This window comes from Pseudomonas acericola (SeqCode), from assembly GCF_053456465.1.
On record NZ_JBRFJB010000009.1, the window covers coordinates 68,933 to 91,325 of the forward strand.

At 60.5% G+C, this 22,393-nt stretch carries 17 protein-coding genes; 5 read left to right on the forward strand and 12 right to left on the reverse strand.

What is annotated here, in order from left to right:
* Nucleotides 1–64: 64 nt before the first annotated feature.
* Nucleotides 65–2,191 carry a TonB-dependent receptor gene (locus ACU688_RS24735; RefSeq protein WP_448186742.1) on the forward strand — a complete coding sequence of 709 codons (2,127 nt, stop codon included), beginning with the start codon at nucleotides 65–67 and terminating at the stop codon, nucleotides 2,189–2,191.
* Nucleotides 2,192–2,700: 509 nt separating this feature from the next.
* Here the strand turns inward: ACU688_RS24735 and ACU688_RS24740 are convergent.
* Complete coding sequence (locus tag ACU688_RS24740) at nucleotides 2,701–3,717, reverse strand: ABC transporter substrate-binding protein (RefSeq protein ID WP_448186743.1); 1,017 nt, start codon at nucleotides 3,715–3,717, stop codon at nucleotides 2,701–2,703.
* Nucleotides 3,718–3,849: 132 nt separating this feature from the next.
* Nucleotides 3,850–4,299, reverse strand: coding sequence for a hypothetical protein (locus ACU688_RS24745; protein ID WP_448186800.1), 450 nt, complete (start codon nucleotides 4,297–4,299; stop codon nucleotides 3,850–3,852).
* 416 nt (nucleotides 4,300–4,715) lie between these two features.
* On the opposite strand from ACU688_RS24745, the gene ACU688_RS24750 reads away from it, so the two are divergent.
* Complete coding sequence (locus ACU688_RS24750) at nucleotides 4,716–4,991, forward strand: hypothetical protein (protein WP_448186744.1); 276 nt, start codon at nucleotides 4,716–4,718, stop codon at nucleotides 4,989–4,991.
* Nucleotides 4,992–5,101: 110 nt separating this feature from the next.
* Nucleotides 5,102–5,332 (forward strand): hypothetical protein, encoded by a 231-nt coding sequence (locus ACU688_RS24755; protein WP_448186745.1) that lies wholly within the window; start codon nucleotides 5,102–5,104, stop codon nucleotides 5,330–5,332.
* Between the two features lie 12 nt (nucleotides 5,333–5,344).
* Here the strand turns inward: ACU688_RS24755 and ACU688_RS24760 are convergent, their stop codons facing one another.
* Both ACU688_RS24760 and ACU688_RS24765 read right to left on the reverse strand, forming a co-directional pair.
* Entirely contained in the window at nucleotides 5,345–7,015 is a 1,671-nt protein-coding gene (locus ACU688_RS24760) for a methyl-accepting chemotaxis protein (RefSeq protein ID WP_448186746.1), read from the reverse strand.
* Between the two features lie 92 nt (nucleotides 7,016–7,107).
* Entirely contained in the window at nucleotides 7,108–7,512 is a 405-nt protein-coding gene (locus ACU688_RS24765) for a TraR/DksA family transcriptional regulator (protein ID WP_010564800.1), read from the reverse strand.
* 374 nt (nucleotides 7,513–7,886) lie between these two features.
* Between ACU688_RS24765 and ACU688_RS24770 the strand changes: the two genes are divergently transcribed.
* A complete protein-coding gene (locus tag ACU688_RS24770) occupies nucleotides 7,887–12,572 on the forward strand; it encodes a dermonecrotic toxin domain-containing protein (protein ID WP_448186747.1) in 4,686 nt (1,561 codons plus the stop codon).
* Between the two features lie 45 nt (nucleotides 12,573–12,617).
* Here the strand turns inward: ACU688_RS24770 and ACU688_RS24775 are convergent, their stop codons facing one another.
* The 3 genes from ACU688_RS24775 to ACU688_RS24785 are packed head-to-tail and all read right to left on the reverse strand — an operon-like array spanning nucleotide 12,618 to nucleotide 16,212.
* A complete protein-coding gene (locus tag ACU688_RS24775) occupies nucleotides 12,618–13,640 on the reverse strand; it encodes an ABC transporter permease (protein WP_124526318.1) in 1,023 nt (340 codons plus the stop codon).
* 26 nt (nucleotides 13,641–13,666) lie between these two features.
* The gene (locus tag ACU688_RS24780) at nucleotides 13,667–15,220 is read right to left on the reverse strand and encodes a sugar ABC transporter ATP-binding protein (RefSeq protein ID WP_124526319.1); all 1,554 of its coding nucleotides are present in this window, start codon (nucleotides 15,218–15,220) and stop codon (nucleotides 13,667–13,669) included.
* A gap of 56 nt (nucleotides 15,221–15,276) precedes the next feature.
* Nucleotides 15,277–16,212, reverse strand: a complete 936-nt coding sequence (locus ACU688_RS24785) for a sugar ABC transporter substrate-binding protein (RefSeq protein WP_124526320.1) — start codon at nucleotides 16,210–16,212, stop codon at nucleotides 15,277–15,279.
* Here ACU688_RS24785 and ACU688_RS24790 point away from each other — a divergent pair.
* A complete protein-coding gene (locus ACU688_RS24790) occupies nucleotides 16,211–16,408 on the forward strand; it encodes a hypothetical protein (RefSeq protein WP_448186806.1) in 198 nt (65 codons plus the stop codon). The genes ACU688_RS24785 and ACU688_RS24790 overlap by 2 nt on opposite strands.
* 158 nt (nucleotides 16,409–16,566) lie before the next feature.
* Here ACU688_RS24790 and ACU688_RS24795 read toward each other — a convergent pair whose 3' ends face one another.
* The 5 genes from ACU688_RS24795 to iolE form a co-directional block, all read right to left on the reverse strand.
* Complete coding sequence (locus ACU688_RS24795; RefSeq protein ID WP_448186748.1) at nucleotides 16,567–17,595, reverse strand: Gfo/Idh/MocA family protein; 1,029 nt, start codon at nucleotides 17,593–17,595, stop codon at nucleotides 16,567–16,569.
* Nucleotides 17,596–17,686: 91 nt separating this feature from the next.
* The gene (gene iolG, locus ACU688_RS24800; protein ID WP_017735811.1) at nucleotides 17,687–18,697 is read right to left on the reverse strand and encodes a bifunctional inositol 2-dehydrogenase/D-chiro-inositol 1-dehydrogenase; all 1,011 of its coding nucleotides are present in this window, start codon (nucleotides 18,695–18,697) and stop codon (nucleotides 17,687–17,689) included.
* Nucleotides 18,698–18,716: 19 nt separating this feature from the next.
* Entirely contained in the window at nucleotides 18,717–20,648 is a 1,932-nt protein-coding gene (gene iolD / locus ACU688_RS24805) for a 3D-(3,5/4)-trihydroxycyclohexane-1,2-dione acylhydrolase (decyclizing) (protein ID WP_448186749.1), read from the reverse strand.
* Between the two features lie 10 nt (nucleotides 20,649–20,658).
* Entirely contained in the window at nucleotides 20,659–21,447 is a 789-nt protein-coding gene (gene iolB / locus ACU688_RS24810) for a 5-deoxy-glucuronate isomerase (protein ID WP_448186750.1), read from the reverse strand.
* The gene (gene iolE / locus ACU688_RS24815; RefSeq protein WP_448186751.1) at nucleotides 21,444–22,337 is read right to left on the reverse strand and encodes a myo-inosose-2 dehydratase; all 894 of its coding nucleotides are present in this window, start codon (nucleotides 22,335–22,337) and stop codon (nucleotides 21,444–21,446) included. The genes iolB and iolE overlap by 4 nt, the downstream gene beginning before the upstream one ends.
* Nucleotides 22,338–22,393 lie beyond the last annotated feature (56 nt).

Below are 22,393 nucleotides of genomic sequence, written 5' to 3' on the forward strand. Positions count from 1 at the left end.
GCATCCCCCAGGGAGTGCGTGCGGCTGTGCGTTGTTTTCAAGCCAAGTTTTTCAGGATTCAACCATGAAACATTTACCCCTGTTGGCGGGCCTGTTCGGCTGCCTGCCTGTCTGCGGCTGGGCCTTAGAGCTGGCGCCCACCACCATCGATGGCGAGCAAAGCGCCGAACCCGGCCTGACGCTGGATCAATCCAGCGGCATGGCCTCACGGCTTGGGCTGAGCGTGCGGGAAACCCCGGCGTCGGTGGCCATCGCCAACCGCAACGATATCGAACGCCACGGCGCCAAGACCTTCCGCGATGCAGCCAACACCCTGCCCGGCGTCAATGCCAGCGCTCCGCCGGGGCTTGGTGGATTTGTATCTTATCGTGGCTTTACCAGCAGCCAGATCACCCAGATGTTCAATGGGATCAACGTCGCGACCGGCCTGGCCCGCCCGGTGGACGCCTGGATCTACGACCGCGTGGAACTGGTGGGCGGCCCCTCCTCCCTGATCAACGGTGCCGGCTCCGTGGGCGGCTCGCTCAACTACGTGACCAAGCTCGCCGGCCGCGAAGAACAAGCTGCGCAAGGCCAGCTCAGCTATGGCAGCTACGACACCACCGGCATCGCCTTCGGCCTCAACCACGCCCTCACCGAACCGGGCGCCGAGGTGCAGCACTACGCGCGCCTGGATGTGAGCCGCAACAGCAATCACAGCTATATCGAGCGCGACCAACGCGAGGCCTGGAGCCTGGCGTTTTCCCTGCTCAGCGACCTCACGCCAGACCTGTCCCACACCCTGGCCCTGGAATACCAGGATGAACATGAAGACAGCCCGTACTGGGGCACCCCGGTGCTCAATCCCAAGGCGGGCGAGTTGAAGATCGACCGGCACAACCGCTTCAACAACTACAACGTCGCCGATGGCCGTTATGAACAGCGCACCCTGTGGGCGCGGTCGATCATCGACTACCAGATCAATGACAGCACCACCTTGAAAAACACCCTCTATCACCTCGACAGCCAGCGCGACTACCGCAACCTGGAAACCTACCAGTACAACGCCGACAACAGCGCCGTAAACCGCTCGACCGCGTATCAGGTGCGCCATCAGGGCGAGCAGAACGGCAACCAGTTCGAGCTGCGCCATGACGCCAGCATCTTTGGCCTGGCGACCACCTGGTCTGGCGGCTTCGAATACAAAATCAACAGCACCACCAGCAGCCCACTGCGCGCAGCGGGGAACAGCGCGGTGGACCCAAACCACTTCGACCCGGGGCATTTCTATGCCATCCCCGGTACCAAACCCGGCTTTATCAAGGACAAGACCAACGAAGTCACCACCCGGGCCCTGTTCGTGGAAAACCGCCTGGGCCTCACCGACAAACTGTCGCTGTTGACCGGCCTGCGTTATGACGCGATCGACCTGGATGTGACCAACCACAGCACAGTGACCGCCACCAACCCGCGCCACTTCAAACGCCGCTGGGAACCATTGACCGGACGCGTCGGCCTGACCTACCAGTTCATCCCCTCGGCGAATGTCTACGTGCAATACAGCACCGCCGCCGAACAGCCGACCACCACCACCCAGGTGTTCGATGTCTCCACCGGCAAACAGTGGGAAGTGGGCAGCAAGTTCGATTACCTGGACGGCCGTGGCTCGGCCACCGTTGCCGCCTACCGGATCGAGCGCAAGGACTTTGCCGTCACCGACCCACTGGACCCGACCAGCAGCATTCCCGTGGGCGCACAGACATCCCGGGGTATCGAGTTGGCCAGCTCACTGCGCATCACCCCACGGTTGCTGGCCGAAGGCAACTTCGCCTGGGTGGACGCCGAATACGATGAGTTCAACGAGAAGATCGCCAGCGGCGCCGTGGTGTCGCGCAAGGGCAACACGCCGACCAACGTGCCCAAACGCGTGGGCAACCTGTGGCTGACCTATGACTTTGCTGAAGACTGGCAAGGCGGCGTGGATGCGCGCTATGTGGCGCAGGTGTATGCGGACAATGCCAACACCCTGACCGTGCCGGCGTACACGTTGTTCGGCACGTTCCTGCGCTACAAGGTGGATCAACACACCTCGGTGACGGGTCGAGTGCGCAACCTGACGAATGAGGTGTATGCCGAGTTTGCGCATGTTTCACCGGCTTACTACCTGGGGTCGCCAAGGACTTTTGAGTTGGCGGTACAAACCCAGTTCTAAACCTGATGTGGGAGCTGGCTTGCCTGCGATACAGACACCTCGGTACATCAGGCACACCGAGTCGATGCCATCGCAGGCAAGCCAGCTCCCACAGGGGAACACGCCAGCTCCAAAAAACCGGTCGGCTACTAGGCCGCCGCGCTTTGCTTTTGATCTTAGGCGCCCCGTTAAACACGCTGGCCGGAATTCGGCATGGATTTGGGGGGTAAACCGGCAGGGATGCCGGTTTAGCCGCCCCGCGCCATGGATGGCGCGTGGCGGCGGCCCCCCAAATACATGTCGGATTACGGGCACACCGAGCCTAGGCGAGGTGCCGAGTGTTGGGGCAAGAGCCCTTTTGGTTACTTTTGGGGCTCTTTTCCAAAAGTGACCCGCCGTAAGGGCGGAACCAATTTCAGCCGTTACCGCAGCAACGGGTATGTACCCCGACAAGCCGCCATCGCAGGCAAGCCAGCTCCCACACAAGCCAGCTCCCACATTTGGATCTCCACATGGCTGGGACATCAAGGTTACTTCAGGCTAGCCTCAACCTTGCGCGCCACATCCTCCGACAACCAAGCCTTCCACACCTCAGGATGTTCCTTGAGAAACACCTGCGCCACTTCCCGTGGCGCCGTGTGGTTCTCACTCATCGCCGCCAACGCCTTGTTCAACGGCCCAATGGGAAACTCAACCTTGGTGAAAAACGCAGCAATCTGCGGATACTCCTGCTGAAACGGCGTCGACACGCCAATGCTCAACTTGGACGCCAACGACCGCGTCGGCCGGGGGTTGGGGTTATCGGCATCCGTCAGGGTCTTCCAGGCGTCGGCATCAAACGCCGGCTCTTCCAACTGGATCAATTTGTAGCGCCCCATCAAGGGCGTCGGCGACCAGTAGTAGAACAGCACCGGCTTGCCCCGGCGGATCGACGAAGCAATCTCCGCATCCAGCGCCGCCCCCGAGCCACTGCGGAAATTCACGTAGCTGTCACTCAGGCCATAAGCCTTGAGCTTCTGCGCGTTGACCACCTCGGACGTCCAGCCGATCGGGCTGTTGAGAAAGCGCCCCTTGCCGGGCGACTCAGGGTCCTTGAACACGTCCTTGTAGCGCGCCAGGTCCTGCACACGCTTGAGGTCCGGCGCCAGCGGCTTGAGGCCCTTGGCCGGGTCACCCTTGATCACGTACTCCGGCACCCACCAGCCTTCGGTCGCGCCCTTGACCGTATCCCCCAGGCCCACCACTTTGCCTTCGGCCTCGGCCTTGATCCACACCGGGCTGCGGCCGGCCCACTCTTCGCCGATCACCTGGATGTCGTTCTTGGCCAGGGCGGTTTCCAGAGTGATGGTGGTGCCCGGCAAGGTGTCGGTGGGCAAGTCATAGCCCTTTTCGACGATAACCCGCAGCACTTCGGTGATCAGGCTGCCACTTTCCCAGTTCAGGTCGGCGAAATGAATCGGCGCCTGGGCAGCCGATACCGGCAATGAAACCATCGACAGGCTCAGTGTCGTAAGCGACACGGCCAACAACGCTCTAAATCCTTTCATGCCTGCGCACCTCGCGTTTTCGCAGCAACAGCGGACGGCTTTGCTGCCAATGCGCGAAGCCTCTGAATAGTTAAGTCAACTCAACTGTAGTAGAGGTTCCGGGAGATACGGATTACACGTGGTGTTTACAACTCACTCACTGGCCTTGAAGGTCACGAGTTCGCCCTTGCGCCACTTGGCGGCCTTGCCGGTCACGGCCTTGAGGGTCTTGGTCAAGCCTTCCTGCAATTGCTCAGTGGCGGCAAACACCAGCATCACGCTGTGGCCTTCCTTGAACACAATGCCCTGGCCTTCGGTGGAGGAAACAAAGGCGTAATCACCCAGGCCATACACCGTCAACTTGATATCGCGAAACTTCAATTCAAACTTGCCACCTTCGCGACTGGGCAATACGGCCGCACGAAAATGATCACCCACCTTGAGTTCCAGGCGCTGTTTGTCATCAACAACCAACGCCGTCTCGGTATCGATCTCGGCGATGTAAATACCTTCCGGCGTCTGTTCAGTGACATAAACAAAACGGGATTGGAACAGCTTGACCAACTTTGCGCGCAAATCACCCAGCACGAATAACGCATGCATATCCAGATTACTGACTGCCAAGGAAACGCCCCCACATTAAAAGAAGTGCTGACCGCCAGAGCGGACAGCACAAAAATACGGCCGTTACGGCTCGATCACACAACCTGTTCATTGAAAAAACTGAAGAGACTCCCGATGCTGCGCCCCTAGACGAGTACAGACGTACTCGATGGACCTTATGCAAGGTCACCAGGCATAACAGCAAATCACAGGTTCGCCGACCCGAGAATACGGGGCGACCCGCTTCAGAGAATAACCCTATTAAAAAGCGTAGCTTCCGACAGGCTACACAAAACCACATACCTGACATGGAACCTAACATCGACCGGCGACGACAATACTAAAACAGCAGCACGGGTCAAAACCACCTGAAACGCTGCTGGCGTGTCACGAAGATCGACCGAAAGGAGCTGACCATGCAACCACGTCAACACAACACTGCGTCTGCCAGCACTCATTCATCCTGGCACGACGAGCGCCAATACTACTGCCTGCACAGCCTCAGTGGGTACGAGAATTCAGTTCTTTACCAAGTTGTACCTGCCGGCCGCAACTTCTTTCATATCCGCGAAGTGACCAGCGGCCGGATCAAAGGCTTTCGCAGCGACCATATCCAGGCTTGCCAATTGGCCAAGGCATTGGAGGCCAACCTGTATGGCCTCCATGGCGCAATCGTTTCGTCACCTGGCTAACTTTACTGCGCCGCCGCCCGCCAACAACTGCCATACTGGCCCGTCCATTGAAGTTTGCCCCCCGCGGGTCAGGTTTCATCAGTGCAGTTACCTTGAAGGGAAGGCTATACGTGACGGAATTTGATATTGGCGAATTTTTCATCCATGGCGATGCCAGGGAAGTGGACGGGGAGTTTCAAGCGGTCATCGTGATGCGCGCCAAGCCACCACTGAAGACGGTCACCACGCACCAGGTGGAAAAGGACCGTTGGTTCAAGACCGCAGACGCCGCTGCAATTGCGGGAAAAGAAGCCGCAAAGGCCCTCAAGACCGCCGTCGATTCAGGGGCGTTGACTTCCTGAACCCCGCCCCACCTAAACGCCTTCGGGCTTGTACCCCAGTCGCAACCCACCCCAATGCCGGCCCTTGACCATGATCGGCACCGACAGGTCATGCATCAATTCGCCGGTGTCGCGGGTGTAGGTCTGTAGCAATACCGCCTGCTGATGACTGCCACAGCGAATCCCGGTGCGGTCCTCGAACTTGCGCTTGGTGCGGTTCTGCACAGCATCCACCTGGGCATCGCCGGTCAAGGCCTGGGAAAACGCCTTGTTGTGCGTCGGCACATAGCCTTGCGGCGTGCAGGCAATGGCGAATACCAAGCCCTCGTGACGCGGCAACAACGCCTCCTGAATCCCCGGCAGCACCTGGTCGGTGTAACCGTCAAATCGCGTGTGGTACTTGCTCGGGCGAGTGTTCGGGATCGCCGTGTAACTGCGGTCGAACAAGTCGTCCAGGCTGATGCGGTTTTGCAGCACATCGGCCTCGAACTGCGCAGCGATGCGGCTTGCGCCTTCACGGGCGAGGTCGTAGATACGCTGGTGGTAGTCATCCAGCCCGACTTCGGCCAAACGCTCGCTGATGGTTTCGGCCTGACCTTCCATTTGCACGGCGGCATCAGCCAGTTGGCGGGTCTGCTGGTCACTCACGGCCAGGTCGCTGCGCATTTGTTCCACGGCATGGAACAGGCTGTCGAGTTGGGTGCGGTTGGTATCGGTACCCTGGGCGATTTCATTGACCTGCCCTTCCACATCCGCGGCCAGGCTGGCGATGTTCGACAACTGTTCGCCGGCATGTTCCACCTGCTCGACACCGGTGTTGAGGTCGGCCGACAACTGGCGAATCTGCTCCACCACCTGGGCCGTGCGCTGCTGGATATCCGCGACCATCACCCCGACTTCATCGGTCGCCGTGGCGGTACGCCCGGCCAACCCGCGCACCTCATCGGCGACCACGGCAAACCCACGGCCGTGCTCACCGGCGCGCGCCGCTTCAATCGCCGCGTTCAAGGCCAGCAGGTTGGTCTGGCTGGCGATGGACTGGATGACCAGGGTCACCCGCTGGATTTCCTCACTGCGCTGGCTCAAGGCTTCGATCAATTCACGGCTGGCATTGGCGCGCTGGCTGAGCTGGTGCATACGCGTGATGGACTGCGCCAGCACCTCACGCCCTTCGGTACTGCGCTGATGGGCCTGGCTGGCGGCGCCGAGGGCCTGGCGGCTGAGCTGGGACGTGACCTGCTCGGTGCCGATCATCACTTCGGCGCTGCTGACGATCTGCTTGGCCGCGCTCAACTGGGATTGCAGGCGAGCGGCCAGTTGCTTGACCGAGTAGGCCACGCCGGCAGCGGACAGCGCGTTATGGCTGGTGGTATGGGACAAATCACGCGTCAACTCGCCAATCGCATCAACGGCGGACGATTGTGCGACAACGGGCGTAGGACTTTTCAGGCGAGGTAGCCAGATCACCAGCAAAACCAGTGGCAGGCAGAGGTACAGCGGCAGGCCGGCAAACACCAGGCCCAACAGGATCAGCACCAGGGCGGTGCTCTGCAAGAGCGGCGTCAGCCAGCCGGGCAGCCCGCGCGCCACCGTGTGCGGTGGCACTGCTGCGCCCATCAGAGATCCGTCTCCAGCCATCTTCGTCACCCCACTGTTTGTCATTATTGTTGCTGCATTAAACGCCACTATCTGGCCATTATCCATGGGCCTTTAGTGGGGTGGCTTGCAGCAGATCAATAGACGGGGCGTAACGGGTATTGCCTGGGGGCCATGTGCGCGCCCCCAGCTTCAGCGCATCAAGCTTGGCGCTGGTGCTTGTCGATCTGCTCGTGGCGCTCTTGCGCTTCGATGCAGTACTTGGTGGTCGGGCTGATCAGCAGGCGCTTGAGGCCGATAGGCTCGCCGCTGTCATCACACCAGCCAAAGGAATCTTCCTTGATGCGCTCAAGTGCACGCTCAAGTTGCGGCAGCATGCGCTGGTCGCGGTCGATGGCGTTTACCAGCCAGGTACGCTCTTCTTCAACGGAAGCGGCGTCAGCTGGGTCGGCCGGGGTGTCCAGGCTTTCAATGGCGATACGGTTCTGCTCAATGCGCTCGTGGTGTTCCACTTTCATGTCTTGCAGCAACTGCTCAAAAAAAGCGTGCTGTTCGGCATTCATGTAGTCATCCGCCGGCATGGCCAGCAACTTTTCCTTTGTCATTGATTTCTCTATAAAAAATACGTGCATTAAGGCGAATAAGGGAGCGTTCCGGCCGACCTCTGCAGGTCTCGGAAGGGCGCCGTCCATTTCAAGCGCCACCCGGCACTCAATTTACGAGGGGCGGCAGTCTAAGGCCGACTTGAGGGCGCAGCAACTGAAAAGACAGGCAATTTTTCCGAGAAAACCCTTAAAAGCACCAGGACGGGCCTATTGGACGGTTATCGGAGTGCGTTTATAGCAAGAAATTCAGTGTTGTGGAGCTATATAGAAGACAAACGGTTGATCAGCCTCTCAGCATTACATAACACCCGAGCGGGGTAGAAAAGGAATCAGCTGGTGGCCTCTGCACGTTCGCAGTGAAAAAAGGACCTTTTATGACGACCCACCCTCTTTCAACGCCTGCCGATGCTGTCATCGCTGAGTTCAGCAGCCGCTCCAATGTGGCCAGTGTGGTGCAAAAACTGTTCAGCGCCGACATCGCCAATACCTATCCTGCACTGCACCTGGACTTGAACCTCACCCAGCTCGCCACGCCGACCTCAGGCGGCGGTTGGACGCTGCAGCCCTTGATGCCGCTGGTACTCGATTTTCTGGGTCGCGGCACCCCCGTGGACTTCAGCGACCGCGACGCAAATGCCTGCTTTTTTACCGACAGCCCGCCTACCCGGCTGAAGATGCCCGACGGTACGCTACCGTCCCCGCAAGTGATCGAAGGATTGATCAAGGCCCTGCCCGCAGCCTTGCCTGGCGCCCTGCAAGATGACTTGGCGGATTACTGGCGCGCACTTGCCGACACCGGCGTCAGCCGCTGGCGCTGGCTCAGCGATGTGCTGATGAACACCCTGAGCCTCATCATCATCCGCGAGGCAAGCCTGGAAACAGCTGACCGCCAGGCACTCTATCAATTAGTGGATTATCCCGACCGCGATCAGCGTATCGCCAAGTTCGGCAACAACGCCGTGCATGCCTACTGCCCACTTGCCACGCTGCAAGCGGCGAATGGCACACAAACCTTGCACGGCCCGGACCTCGTGCTGGTCAATGGCCAATCCAATGCACTGCTGTACTCGCCCGCCGGCACGTGTGTGCGGTTCTCCAGTGCAGAGGCCGCCTTGCAAGCCTGGACGCTACGGGTAACGCAAGAGGTTGTGGTAGAACGCGTCGCCCTGCAGCGCCTGGAGCCGGACGGCAACCTGTTCGACGCACAGGCGGCGCTTATCCTCAATCAACAACTGCAACAGATCGCGACCCTCCGCCTCCCCGGCTCCCAGGGCCTCGAAAGCCTCGAAACCGTGTACCGCCATATCACCGACCCTTACCGGTACTTTGCAGGCGCTGGAACGCCAATATTCCAAGGCTTGGCAACCGTGGCACTGCAGGCTCCGACCTGGTTGCAACAAGCACCGGCTGCCGATCGTGCACGCTATCGGCACTACTGCTTGCAGCTGGCGAGCGCGAAAAAACTCAGTGGGGGGCGCACGTTTCTCAGCGATGTCCCGGACATCCGTGCTTTTACACGCGAGGCCTTGACCCAAAGACTCAAGAACGATGCCGTTCGGTTCGATCAATCACAGCCGTTCGAGCTTCAGCCTGACGACCTGTTGCTGACCTTCTCCGTCGCAGCCGGTTACCCAGGCGGCTTCGGTTTTGTGGAAAAGGTGGAGATGAGCCTCACGGACCTTGCCATCAAAAACCTGCACGCTAAACCCAGTGGGACCTTCACCATCGCCCACCGCAACGCCCTCCCCCTGCCCTCCTGGCTCACGGCGGACTACATCGACGGCAGCGATGGTCCGATCCAACAGGCGGACATCGGCAAGGCCTATCCAGAACGCCTCAACACCCTCTTGCTTGGCGACAACGCCACGCCCTCCCAGCGCGAGCAGCAGTTTGCCGAGCAAGCCCAAGCGCTCTTGCCCATGCAGGCGCTTGAACTGAGCCTCAAGCAAGAGCAGGGGTTCACCCGCGAGGGCGCCGCGTACGTGGCAGCATTGATGGGCAACACCCGCGAGCAACGCCAGGTCAACGGTACTGCAGTGGTCATCCGACATTTGGCCCTGGTGCGCAAACCCCAGGCCGTGCCAGACGTAGTAGCCAACATGTACATCATCGAATCCGAAAGCGACCAGGCCGGGCCACATATCTTGTACCGGCCGTTGTATGCCGACACCCTGCGGCAATTTTCCAGCCGTCAGTCATTGCTCGATGCAATTGCCAGCCCAGGGGAACTGCAGTCCAGCGTGTTGGCCTGGCTCTCGGACAATGCCCGCCCGATTTATGACAATGGCGGGTTCCAGCAACCGCACTACGTGCGCTTTGGCCTGGGGACAGAGTTTGACCCGCTGGAGGTGCCCAAACCGGCTCAATTGGCCACTGACGGCGCCAGTGATGAGCTGCTGCAATACCTCACCAATGGCCAATTGATGGAATACCTGTATGGCGCCAATGCCCGCGCACTGGTGGATCAGGCTGACCGCGAGTCCGTGTCCAACGCTGAAAGTCGCTGGGCGGTATTCCTGGAGGGGGCTGGCTTGCTGTTCAACAGCCTGTTGCTGCCACTGGTGCGCGGCCCGCTGATGCTCGCCGGCTGGCTGCTCAGCCTCATGGCCAGCGCCATCAAGGACATCCCTGCACTCAACAGTGAAGACCCCATCGCACGCGAACTGGCGTGGGTCGACCTGTTCGTCAATATCGCGATGCTTACGTTCCAACTCGCACCATCAACGCCCCAGCCAAGGCCAATGCCCGCAGACGCCCGCTGGAAGGCCTTGCGCTCACCCTTCGAACGACAACTCGCCGAGCAGTGGCCCGCCCCCGTTGTAGAGCAAGGACCGGTGCTGCTGGACGGGAACAACGCAGGGCTGTCAGACACAGTATTTGACTTCAGTTTTTCCAGTGCACGCAATCGCTTGACGGCGCAGCAGCAACAGCGGCTATGGCAATTGCAGGCGCCCAGGCCCCACAGCATCCCCGAGGCTGTGCAAAGCGGCCCGCGCCGCGGCCTGTACAGCAACCTGCGAGATTGGTACGCCGTGATCGACGGGCGTTGGTATCAGGTTCGGATGGAGGCAGGTCGGGTGGTGATTGTCGACCCCTTCAATACCCGCCGCCAAGGGCCTTACCTGCAATCGGACGGCGAGGGTAACTGGTCACTCGACTTGCAGATGCGCCTGCGCGGCGGTATGCCGCCCAAGCGACGGGATGCCATTCGCCAACAAAACGCGCAACGCAAGCAGCAACTGGAACAAGCGTGGGACTATTTCATCCGCTCCAGGACAGAGATACAGGAAGGTCGAGTCGTTGAAATAAAAAGTCAGCAAGAGACCCTGCAAAAAAAGGCCGATATTGCCGAGCGATTGATGAACCTCGCCAACAACAACCCAAAATCCACGGCTGCCGACCGAGCCAGGATGCGCAAGGCCTTCGACACCGCACTTGATGAGCAAACGCAGGTCTTCAAGGGCCTTATCGACAGTCGCACCGAGCGCAACGGGCTGGATATTCCCCTGGACGCCAGCACCATCAGTCGCCTGATGGAAAACACCGTGAATAACTCGCGCAAGTCCGTACTAAATGCTGACCTGGATCGCCAAGTCCTGTATGCCGCTCACCCCAACTTCAAGCTATCCGGCGAACAGTTGGCATCGATGGTGATTGCCGACCCGGCGGGCTATATCCAGTTCGTCAAGGATCTGAGCGCTATCAACGAACGGCAGATTCTCGCGCTGGAGCTCACCGACAACTACTTGCAAGAGCTATTCAATCTCGGGCGCCCGGGCGAAGAAGCCTACAACCGATTAACCGTGGGCCGTCCAGCCGAGCTCAGCGCCGTAGCCTTGAAATTCAGCCAATTGCATAACTTGAAATACCTGAGCAATAAAGACCTCAAGCAAGGTTTCCTCCGCGAGCTGGGCCTTCTGCTCAGCCCACTGGGCCAGCAAGTGCGTACCCATAGCGAGCTCAACCAGTTGAATCTATCTGCATCCGATCGCCTGGCCGTGCTCGATAGCCTGCTGGAGCACTACGGTCAGGTCGTCGACGGTTTGCAGGGTATGGCAGTGGTTCACGCAGAAAAACTCAACCCCGTCTATTTCCAGCAAACCCAGGCCTTGATGAACTCGCTGTACCAAGATGTAGTGGTGCAACTGGCTGCCGAGGTAAAACCCGTAGCCGAGGCCAAGAAGAAGCCTCCCAAGCGCGCCCTGAACGCACCGGGCAAGCCACAGAAAAAAGTCATCAAAACCCGCAAACAAGGGGTTTTGATTGGCAACGTAAAACCCGCCGGAACCACCCTTCCGATCGAGGTGGTGGAGGTGCGCTTCGACGAGGCCGACGACCTGCCAGGCACTTACACCCAACACGAAGATGCCTGGGATGACGTCAAGATAGAGCGCAAACCACAGCCGAAACTGCCACCCGACACCCGCGCCCTGAACGTAGTCAAGGGGGATGCGCGCAAGCGCGTCAACGAACTGCAAGCGATCACCGACCGTCAGACCGGCTACGCCAAAGTTTCCAGGTATCCGATCGAAATACAGGAAAGCCTTGAGGCCGAGGCAGCACGTTTCGATTATTTGGCGCAAGAACTGGAGCGCGCAATCTCAGCCCAACCCGAGGACCAGCAAACAGAGGCAAACCGCACGCTGGTCACTGAATTGCGCAGTGCACACGCCGCGTTGAAGACCAAAGGCCATACGTTGCGTATCGAGCGCACCCTGGAGATTCTCCCCACCGACAGCAGCGTGACGTATCTGCTTGAACAGGACGCCATCCAACTCACCAGGCTCGGCGCACGGAGGGCGCTGCGGGAAGACTTCATTCAGGAGTACGCCGTCAACCGAAAAGGCGGCAGTGCCCTGTGGTACGCACACTTCCATTACCCGAAGGTGGACACGCCCAAGCAGCAGTACACCGCCGCCCATCTGAAAACCAAAGAGCAGCGCACCGACAGTTACCATTCATTGCTGGCGCGGGCGCAAAGCCCGCAGGAAGTGGTGGATGTGCACCGGGGCAAAATAACCCCTGAGCTGGCCAAGCGGTTCTTGCCATTGGCGGACTGATCCGCCGTCGAGAGGGGGCAGCAGGCGCCTGCCCCCTTTTGCCGATCAGCGTTTGAGCTTGCGCTTGTTGCGATACTGGTCAATCACCACCGCCACCACAATGATCAGGCCCTTGATGATGTCCTGGATATACGCGTCCACCCCGACAAACGTAAACCCGCTGGCCATCACGCCCAGGATCAGCGCGCCGATCACGGTGCCGGTGATGCGCCCTACCCCGCCCGCCAGGCTGGTGCCGCCGATTACCGCAGCAGCAATCGCATCCAGCTCATAGGACATGCCCATGCCCGCCTGCCCGGTCGCCGCACGTGCCGAGGCCACCACGCCGGCCAGGCCCGCCAGCAGACCGGCGATGCTGTAGACGATGATCAGGTGACGCTTGACGTTGATACCGGAGGTGCGCGCCGCCTGCATGTTGCCGCCGATGGCGTAGGTGTACTTGCCGTACTTGGTGTAACGCAAGGCGATATGGAAAATCACCGCCACCACCAGGAAGATCACCACCGGCATCGCGCCATGGCCGATGGCCGTGTACGAGTCCGAGAGCATGCTCACCGGCTGGCCTTCGGTGTAGTAACGCGCCAGGCCACGGGCCGAGACCATCATGCCGAGGGTGGCAATGAACGGCGGGATACCGGTCACGGCAATGATGCTGCCGTTGATCGCCCCCGCCAGCAGCCCCACGCCCAGCCCCATCGCCACCGGGATCCACACCGGCAAGTCGGTGAGGCTCGGGAATACGGCCCGGGAAAAGTCGGAAGTCTGCGCCAAACTGGCAGCGATCATCGCCGACAGCGCCAGCACAGAGCCGGATGACAAATCGATACCGGTGGTGATGATCACCTGGGTCACGCCAATCGCCAGCAGGCCGATGATCGACACTTGCAGGATCATCAGCACCAGGCGCTGGGAGTTCATCAGGAAGCTCTGGTCACGCACGATCCAGCCAAACAACTCGAACACCAGGCCGATGCCGATCAGCACCAGGAAGATACTCAGCTCGGTCGGCATGCGCCGGCGGGTTTTGGTCGGCGCCGTGGCCGGTTTGTTATCCGTTATTGCGTTCATAGCCAATCACCTTTTTATTCTGTACGTCAGTGAACTGCCGTCATACCGGAAGCCAACTGCATGACTTTTTCCTGGGTGGCTTCGGAGCGATCCAGGGTGCCCATCAATTCGCCTTCGTGCATCACCATGACCCGGTCGCTCATGCCCAGCACTTCAGGCAGCTCCGACGAAATCATGATCACCGCCATGCCTTCGCTGGCGAGGAAGGAGATCAAGCGGTAAATCTCGGCCTTGGCCCCGACGTCGATGCCCCGCGTCGGCTCATCGAGGATCAGCAGGCGTGGGTTGGTCATCAACCAGCGCGCGAGCAAGGCTTTTTGCTGGTTGCCACCGGACAAGGTGTCGATGCACTGCTCAAGGGACGGGGTTTTCACCCGCAGCTTCTTGCACATGTCTTCGCACAGCGCGCGCAGGGCTTTCTGCTGGATAAAACCGTTGCCCGAATAGTGCGGCAGCACGGCCATTTCCATGTTTTCCAACACCGACAGGCACGGGAACAGGCCACTGAGCTTGCGGTCCTCGGTCAACAGCGCAAAACCTTTCTCGATGGCCATGTGCGGGTCGGTAATGCGCACCGCCTTGCCGTCCAGGGTGACCTGGCCGCTGCTGCTGGGGGTGATGCCGAAAATGGTCTCGGCCACGTTGGTGCGGCCCGAGCCCATCAACCCGGCGATGCCGAGGATCTCGCCGGCGTGCAGGTCGAACGAGACATTCTTGAACACGCCGTCCAGCGTCAGCTCACGCACCGACATCAGCAGGTCACCGATGGGCGTCTCGCGCACCGGGAACAACTGGCTCAACTCACGGCCCACCATCATCGAGATCAGGCTGTCGCTGTTCATGCTGTCGGCGCGTTGCAGGCCGATGTAATGACCGTCGCGGAACACCGCCACTTCATCGGCAATCGCAAACACTTCGTTCATTTTATGCGTGATGTAGACGATGCCTTTGCCCTGGGACTTGAGGTCGGCAATGATCGAAAACAGGTGGGCCACTTCCTTGTCGGTAATGGCCGAAGTCGGTTCATCCATGATCAGGATGTCGGAGTCGTAGGACACCGCCTTGGCAATCTCGACCATCTGCCGCTCGGCGATGCTCAGGTTGCCGACGTGTTCTTCCGGGTCCAGGTTGATGCGCAGGCGGGCCAGCAACTCGGCGGTGCAGCGGTGCATTTCGCGGTGGTTGACCATGTGCAGGCCGTTGAGCTGCTCGCGGCCGATCCAGATGTTCTCGGCGATGCTCATGTGCGGCATCAGGTTGAGTTCCTGGTGGATCATCGCGATCCCGGCCTTTTGCGCCGCCAGCGGCGTCTCGAACACGATGGGCTTGCCCCGCAGGCGGATTTCCCCGGCGTCGGGCTGGTAGATGCCGGCGATGATTTTCATCAGCGTCGATTTGCCCGCACCGTTCTCGCCCATCAGCGCCAGCACCGTCCCGGGGCGTACGCGCAGTTGCACATCGGCCAGGGCCACGACGCCGGGAAAGCCTTTGCTGATGTTGACGATTTCCAACAGGTAGGGTTCTTCCAACTCAATCGGCTGGACACCGGGAGGCTGCGAGACAGTGGCTTGAGCGAGCATAGGGAGGTACTCCATCGGCAGGGCAGCCGCACAGCTGCCCTGCTGGCTTATTGTTGTTATTTGAAGTCTTTGAGGTTGTCCAGCGTGATCAGTTTGAACGGGATGACGATGTTCTGTTCGGTCGCCTCCTTGTTCGCCAACTTGCGTGCCGCGTCCACCGCGCCGACGCCTTGGCCCTTGGCATCCTGGAAGACCGACGCGGCCATTTCGCCCTTGGCGATCGCGTTAAGGCCATCTGTCGTGCCATCCACACCGGCAATCAACACGCTGCCCGGCTTGCTCCCGGCGGACTTGAGGGCCATGGCCGCGCCAATCGCCATTTCGTCGTTGTTGGACAGCACGGCGTTGAACTCGCGGCCCTGGGTCAGCCAGTCGTTGGTCAGGGTCATGCCACGGTCGCGCAGCCAGATACCGGTCTGCTCCTGCTCGATCTTGATATCGGGGTATTTTTTCAGGACATCCTTGATGCCCTTGGTCCGGTTGGTCGTGGAGTTGTTGGCCAGGTCACCCAGCAGGATCACGATATTGCCCTTGCCGCCCATTTTTTCGGCGATGTACTGCATCTGCAAGCGGCCGGCCTCTTCATCATCGGAAGTCACCGCCGCTACACCTTTGGGCAAGTCTTTCTGGTCTGGCCGGCGATTGACGTACACCAGTGGAATCCCGGCTTCGGTCGCGGCCTTGCTGATGCGCGCCGTCGAGGCAGTGTCCACCGGCGTGACGATGATCGCATCGACCTTCTGGCTGATGAAACTCTCCACCTGGCTCAGTTGCTTGACCACATCGGCGCGTGCGTCTTCGAACTGCAACTGCACGCCATCGCCCTTGGGCAGCGCCTTGACGTGCTGTTCCATGTAGCCGCGAACGCTGGTCAGGTAGTTGTCGTCAAAACTGGAAAAGGTCACGCCAATCTTCAGATCGGCCGCCATCGCGGCACCGCTGCCCAGCAACAGGGACAAGGCCAGCGCGGTAAAACGGATCGGGGTCTTCATGAACGGTCTGTCTCCACTTTCTTGTTGGTTTTTTTGGACGTTGCGTTTATCAGCGTTCGGCAGGCAGCCGAACGACGGGGGCACCTGGAATGCAGCAGACCAGGGCGCCTTTGTTTTCGACGCACAACACATTGAGAAAGGAGAAGTAGAACGGCCGAGCGCGGGGCAGGCCGCGTGGCGCAAGGGCTGGGCGTAAAACTCGCAGTACAGCGTTGAAGATTTTCATCTGACGGTACCTGGTTGTTTTTGATCTTGTTTTTGTTTGAGTCGTGCAGGTCGAGCCCGAACGTACTTTTTGCAACCTGGAAAAGACTTTATTGGAAAATAATTTCCATATCAACCTGTTTTAGAATTTTATTCTATTTTTGTTGAAACCACCTGTTGGCGCTCGGCGCTGAGGCGTGCGGCGTCCAATATACGGGTGGTTTCCAGCGCGTCATAGGCGTCCACCGGCAACGGCCCCTGACCTTGTACAGCCCGTTGCAACTGCTGATAGAACTGCGTCCAACAGCCCTTTTCCGACGGCACCCGCTCGCGCTCCGGGCCTTGTTCGAACCAGCCCCAGCGTCGGTGCTCTTCGGCGCCCCAATGTTCACCTTCGGTTTTCGGGGTCTTGCCGGCCATCAAAGCCTCTTCCTGGCCGTCCAACCCTTCGACGGTGTAACAACCCAAGGTGCCACTCACGCGAAAACGCGGTAACTGGCTGTTTTGCAGGGCGCTGCCCCACAGGTGGGAAATCACGCCGTTGGCGTGGGTCAGGGCGACGAAGAAGCCGTGGTCGAGGCTCGGGTGCTGCGGGCTGAACTGCAATTGCGCGAACACGCGATCCACCGGGCCGAACAGTTGCAGGGCCTGGTCCACCAGATGGCTGCCGAGGTCACGCAACCAACCGCCGCCGCTGGCATTGCCGACGGCTTGCGGGCTGTAGCGCTCCACACGGGACTCAAAGCGGGTGATGGTGCCCAGGGCGCCGGCATCGATGAGTTTGCGCAAGGTCAGGTAATCCGAATCCCAGCGCCGGTTCTGGTAGACGCTGAGCAGCACCTCATGGCGTTCGGCGGCGGTAATCAATGCCTGGGCCTGTTCCGCGTTGGCCGCGAAGGGTTTGTCGCTGACCACCGGGATGCCGTGTTCGATGGCTTCCAGCACCAGCGCCGGGCGACCTTTGAGGGTGGTGGAGATGACCAGGGCGTCAACGCCGGCTTCGACGATCTGGCCGATGGAGTCGAAGGCCTTGAGGCCGGGGTGGTCGCTTGCCAATTGCTGGCGGCGTTCGGGGGATCGTGTGACGACGCCGACAAAGGTGGCGCCGGGCAAGGTTGCAATCAGCGGCGCATGAAAAAAGCGCCCTCCATGGCCGTAGCCGACTAGTCCGATTCGCATACATACACTCCTTACTTGAACTGCAAACCCCATTCAACTGTGGGAGCTGGCTTGCCTGCTCCCACAGTTTGAATCCGGTTTCTTCAGTGGGTCAGCCGTAGAAGTGTGGGCGGTCCGGCAAGCTCACTTTCACAATCTGCTCGCTGTTCTGCGCTTCAATGCACGCATCCGCTGCCACCGCCGCCGCAAAGCCATCCCACGCCGACGGCCCACCCACCTGCCCGGCGCGCACGCTGTCGATAAACGCCTGCAACTCCACGTCATACGCACCGATAAAGCGGTCCTTCCAATCCATCAGAATCGCATTGGACAGCTTGGCGCCGCTGCGCAGTTGCACCTGCGAAGGCTCCGGCAATTTGGCGATACCGGTCTCCCCCACCACTTCGCACTGGATGTCATAGCCGTATTGGCAGTTCACAAACACTTCCACGTCGATGCGCGTGCCCTTGGCGGTCTCCAGCAGCACGATCTGCGGGTCGCGCAGGTGAGCCAGCGCCTTGCTGGTCTTGCGCGGGAACACCACTTGCACCGACACGTAGTCGTCGTTGAGCAGCCAGCGCAACACATCCAGCTCATGGATCAACGTGTCGGTGATTGCCATGTCGGTCTTGTAGTTCTCGCCCACCGTCGGGTTGCGGTGCGCGCAGTGCAGCATCAGCGGCTCGCCGATCTGGCCACTGTCGATCACCGCTTTCAGGGCGCGATAGCCTTCGTCATACGGGCGCATGAAGCCGACTTGCACCAGGCGCTTGCCGTAGGCGACTTCGGCGTCGACGATCTTGCGGCAGCCGGCAGCGGTGACTGCCAGCGGTTTTTCGCAGAACACCGGCTTGCCCGCAGCGATGGCGGCAAGCACGAACTCTTCGTGGCTCGGGCCCCAGGAGGTGACGAGCACCGCCTCGACTTCCGGCGAGTTGATCAGCGCGTGGCCGTCGGCATACACCTCGGCGCTGATGTTCAAGTCCGCCACCACCTTGGCCGCTTGTTCCAGGTTGATGTCGGTCACCGCCACCACCTGGCTGTTGAGCAGGGTCTGGCTGCAACGACGGATGTGGTCACGGCCGATGGCGCCGGTGCCGATTACTCCAAGCTTCAACGACATGTAAAAACTCCTCTTGTTATTAGTACTGCCGGGCTTTCGCCAGCTGTTCATTGAGTTTTTTTGCAGCAGCATTGGTGCGTTCGCTGGTGGACACCTGCGCCACCCCCACCCGCCACCACGACAGGTAGCCGTGGATCATGGTTTTCGGCAGGACCTTGATATCAATCAGCGTCGACACCGTTTGTGTACGCGCATCGGCGAGCGCCGCTTCCAGTTGTTCCACGGTGCTGACCTTGTAGGTCTTGCAGCCATAGGCCGCCGCACTCATGGCGAAGTCCACCGGCACCAGGCCGCCGTCGAGCTTGCCGCTCTCGGGGTTGCGGTAGCGGAACTCGGTGCCGAAGCTGTCCATGCCATTGCCGATCTGCAGGTTGTTGATGCAACCAAAGGCCATGTTGTCCAGCAGCACCACGTTGATCTTGCGTCGCTCCTGGATCGAGGTGGCCAGCTCCGAGTGCAGCATCATGTAGGAGCCGTCGCCGACCAGGGCGTAGACCTCTTTGGTCGGCTCGGCGAGTTTCACCCCCAGCGCGGCGTTGATCTCGTAGCCCATGCACGAATAGCCGTACTCGACGTGGTAGGTGTTGACGCCCTTGCTGCGCCAGGCGCGTTGCAAATCACCGGGCAGGCTGCCGGCGGCGGCGACGATGATCGCGTCGTCGGCCAGGGTGGCATTGAGCACACCGAGCACGCGGCTCTGGGTCAGGCATGAGCCGGTCAGTTCGATGAATTCACGCAGCACGCCACGGTCGAGGTGGTCATCGACTTCGGGCACAAAGCCGTCGCCGTCGTATTCCACCTGATGCACGCGGTCGACCTCGGCATCCAGCTGCGCCTTGGCCGCAACGACCTGCTCGCCCCAGCCGGAACGGTAATCGCCGAGGGCATCGCCCAGTGCTTCAAGGGCCAGCTGCGCATCGCCCAGCACTTGCACCGCGTCGAGTTTCAACACGTCGCACGGGCTGATATTGAGGTTGAGAAACTTCACATCCGCGTGCTTGAACAACGACTTGGACGAGGTGGTGAAGTCGGTATAACGGGTGCCGATGCCGATGATCAGGTCAGCCTCTGGCGCCAGCAGGTTGGCCGCCAGGCAGCCGGTTTCGCCAATGCCGCCGACGTTCAACGGGTGGCTGGAGACTACGGCGCTCTTGCCCGCCTGGGTTTCCGCAAAGGGGATATCAAAACGCTCGGCAAACGCTTGCAGCGCGGCATTTGCGCCGGAGTACTTGACCCCGCCACCGCAGATGATCAGGGGTTTGCGCTTGCCCCGGAACGCGGCCAGCGCGTCACCAATCATCGCCGGTGTGGCCGGGCGACGGTCGATACGGTGCACACGTTTTTGCAGGAAATAGTCTGGGTAATCCCAAGCTTCAGCCTGCACATCCTGCGGCAATGCCAGGGTCACCGCGCCGGTTTCGGCGGGGTCGGTGAGCACGCGCATCGCATGGATCGCTGCGGTCATGAGCTGTTCGGGACGGTTGATACGGTCCCAGTATTTGCTCACCGAACGGAACGCGTCGTTGGTGCTGATGCTCAGGTCGTGGAACTGCTCGATCTGTTGCAGCACCGGGTCGGGCTGGCGGCTGGCGTAGACATCGCCGGGCAACAGCAGCAAGGGGATACGGTTGGCAGTGGCCGTCGCGGCCGCAGTGAGCATATTCGCCGCGCCGGGGCCGACCGACGCCGTGCACGCGTAGATCTTGCGGCGCAGGTGCTGCTTGGCAAAACCGATGGCCGCGTGGGCCATGCCCTGCTCGTTGCGACCCTGGTGCACCACCAGGTCACCGGCGTCCTGTTCCAGCGCCTGGCCCAGGCCCAACACGTTGCCGTGGCCAAAAATGGTGAACACGCCGGCGACAAACTTGCTCTGCACGCCATCGACTTCGATGTATTGGTTGTCGAGGAACTTCACCAGGGCCTGGGCCATGGTCAGTCGGGTTGTGGTCATGTCGCGCCCCTTAAAGGTCCAGTAGCCAGCTGTGCTGCGGGTCGTTGTGGAAATGCCAGGCACGCTTGGGGCCGGCCATCACGTTCAGGTAATAGGACTCGTAGCCGTACGGCACGCTGACCGGGTGGTAACCCTTGGGCACCACCACCAGGTCGCTGTTCTCCACGGCCATGGCCTGGTCGATGCTGCGGTCGTCGGTGTACACGCGCTGGAACACAAAGCCCTGGGGCGGATTGATCTGGTGGTAGTAGGTTTCTTCGAGAAAGCTCTGGTGCGGCAGATCGTCGGTGTCGTGCTTGTGCGGCGGGTAGCTCGACGAATGCCCGGACGGCGTGCGCACTTCCACCACCAGCAGCGAATGGGCCGGCGACGTGTCCGGCAGGATGTCGCACACGTAGCGGGTGTTGGCGCCTTTGCCGCGCACGCTGCGCTTGCAGTCCTCCGGGCGGATCAAGCGTGGCTCATAGCCTTCGGTGCCAGGGGCGGCGCACACAGCAATCTGCACATCGCTCAAGGCCGTCACCTGGGCGGCAGTGCCGGGCGGCAAGTAAGCGGCAAACGGTGATTTGTCTTCAAACACCGACTGGCGATCACCGAGGTTCTGCCAGTTGAAGCCCTCGCCTTCGATGTTCACCCGGCCGCTGAGCAGCACCAGGCACAACTCTTTATCGCCGGCGCTGACCGGCAGGGTTTCCCCCAGGCTCAAACGGTAGGCTTTAAAGCCCACGTACTCCAGGCGCCCGTCTTCGAGGGCGACCATGGTTTGCCCGCGTTTGTTGCTCTTGACCAACAGGCTCATGCTTGTGTCCTCTCAGTGAGCAGCGCGCGCAGGGTGTCGTAGCCCTTTTTTGCATAGATATAGCTGGGCGCCACGGCCGGGTCCTGCTCGGCTTCCACCACCAGCCAGCCCTCGTATTTCGCGGCCAGCAGCACGTCGAGCAGTTCGCCAAACTCGATATCGCCATCCCCAGGCACGGTGAAGGTGCCGTTGACGATGCAATCCGGGAAGCTCCACATCTGGTTGCGCGCCAGTTGCACCACCGGCTTGCGCACGTCTTTGAAGTGCACGTGGCAGACGCGGTCGATGTGTTTTTTCAGCACATCTAGGGGCTCGCCGCCGCCCATGTAGCAGTGGCCCGAATCGAACAGCAGGCCGACTTCCGGGCCGGTGCGCTTCATTAATTGATCGATGTCTTCCGGGGATTCGACGTAGGCGCCCATATGGTGGTGGTACGCCAGGCGCACGCCCTGGGACAGGGTGAAACGCGCCAGCTCAGTGAGCTTGTCGGCATATTCCTGCCAGGCCTGTTCGCTGTGGAAACGCGGGCGTTCGATCAGGCGGATGCGTGAGCCCTGGATCGAATCGGCCACTTCGCCGTACACCAGCACCGTCGCGCCGTTTTGTTTGAGCAGCTCGACGTGAGCGGCGATGGCCTCGATTTCTTCCGCCACCGAACGCCGCGCCAGGCGGCTGGAGTACCAGCCGGAGACCAGCGCCAGGTCGTACGGGCGCAGCACATCGCCGACACCCTTGGCGTCCTTGGGGAATTTGCCGTTGAGTTCAAAACCTTCGTAGCCGATTTCCTTGCCTTCGCTCAGGGCGGTGCTCAAGGGCGTTTCACCGCCCAGGGCCGGCAGGTCGTCGTTGCTCCAGGAAATCGGGTTGATGCCAATTCGGATTGCGGGCATGGCTGCACCTTTTATTGTTTTAGCCTGAGATCACTGAGATCTGCTGTCTGTGGGAG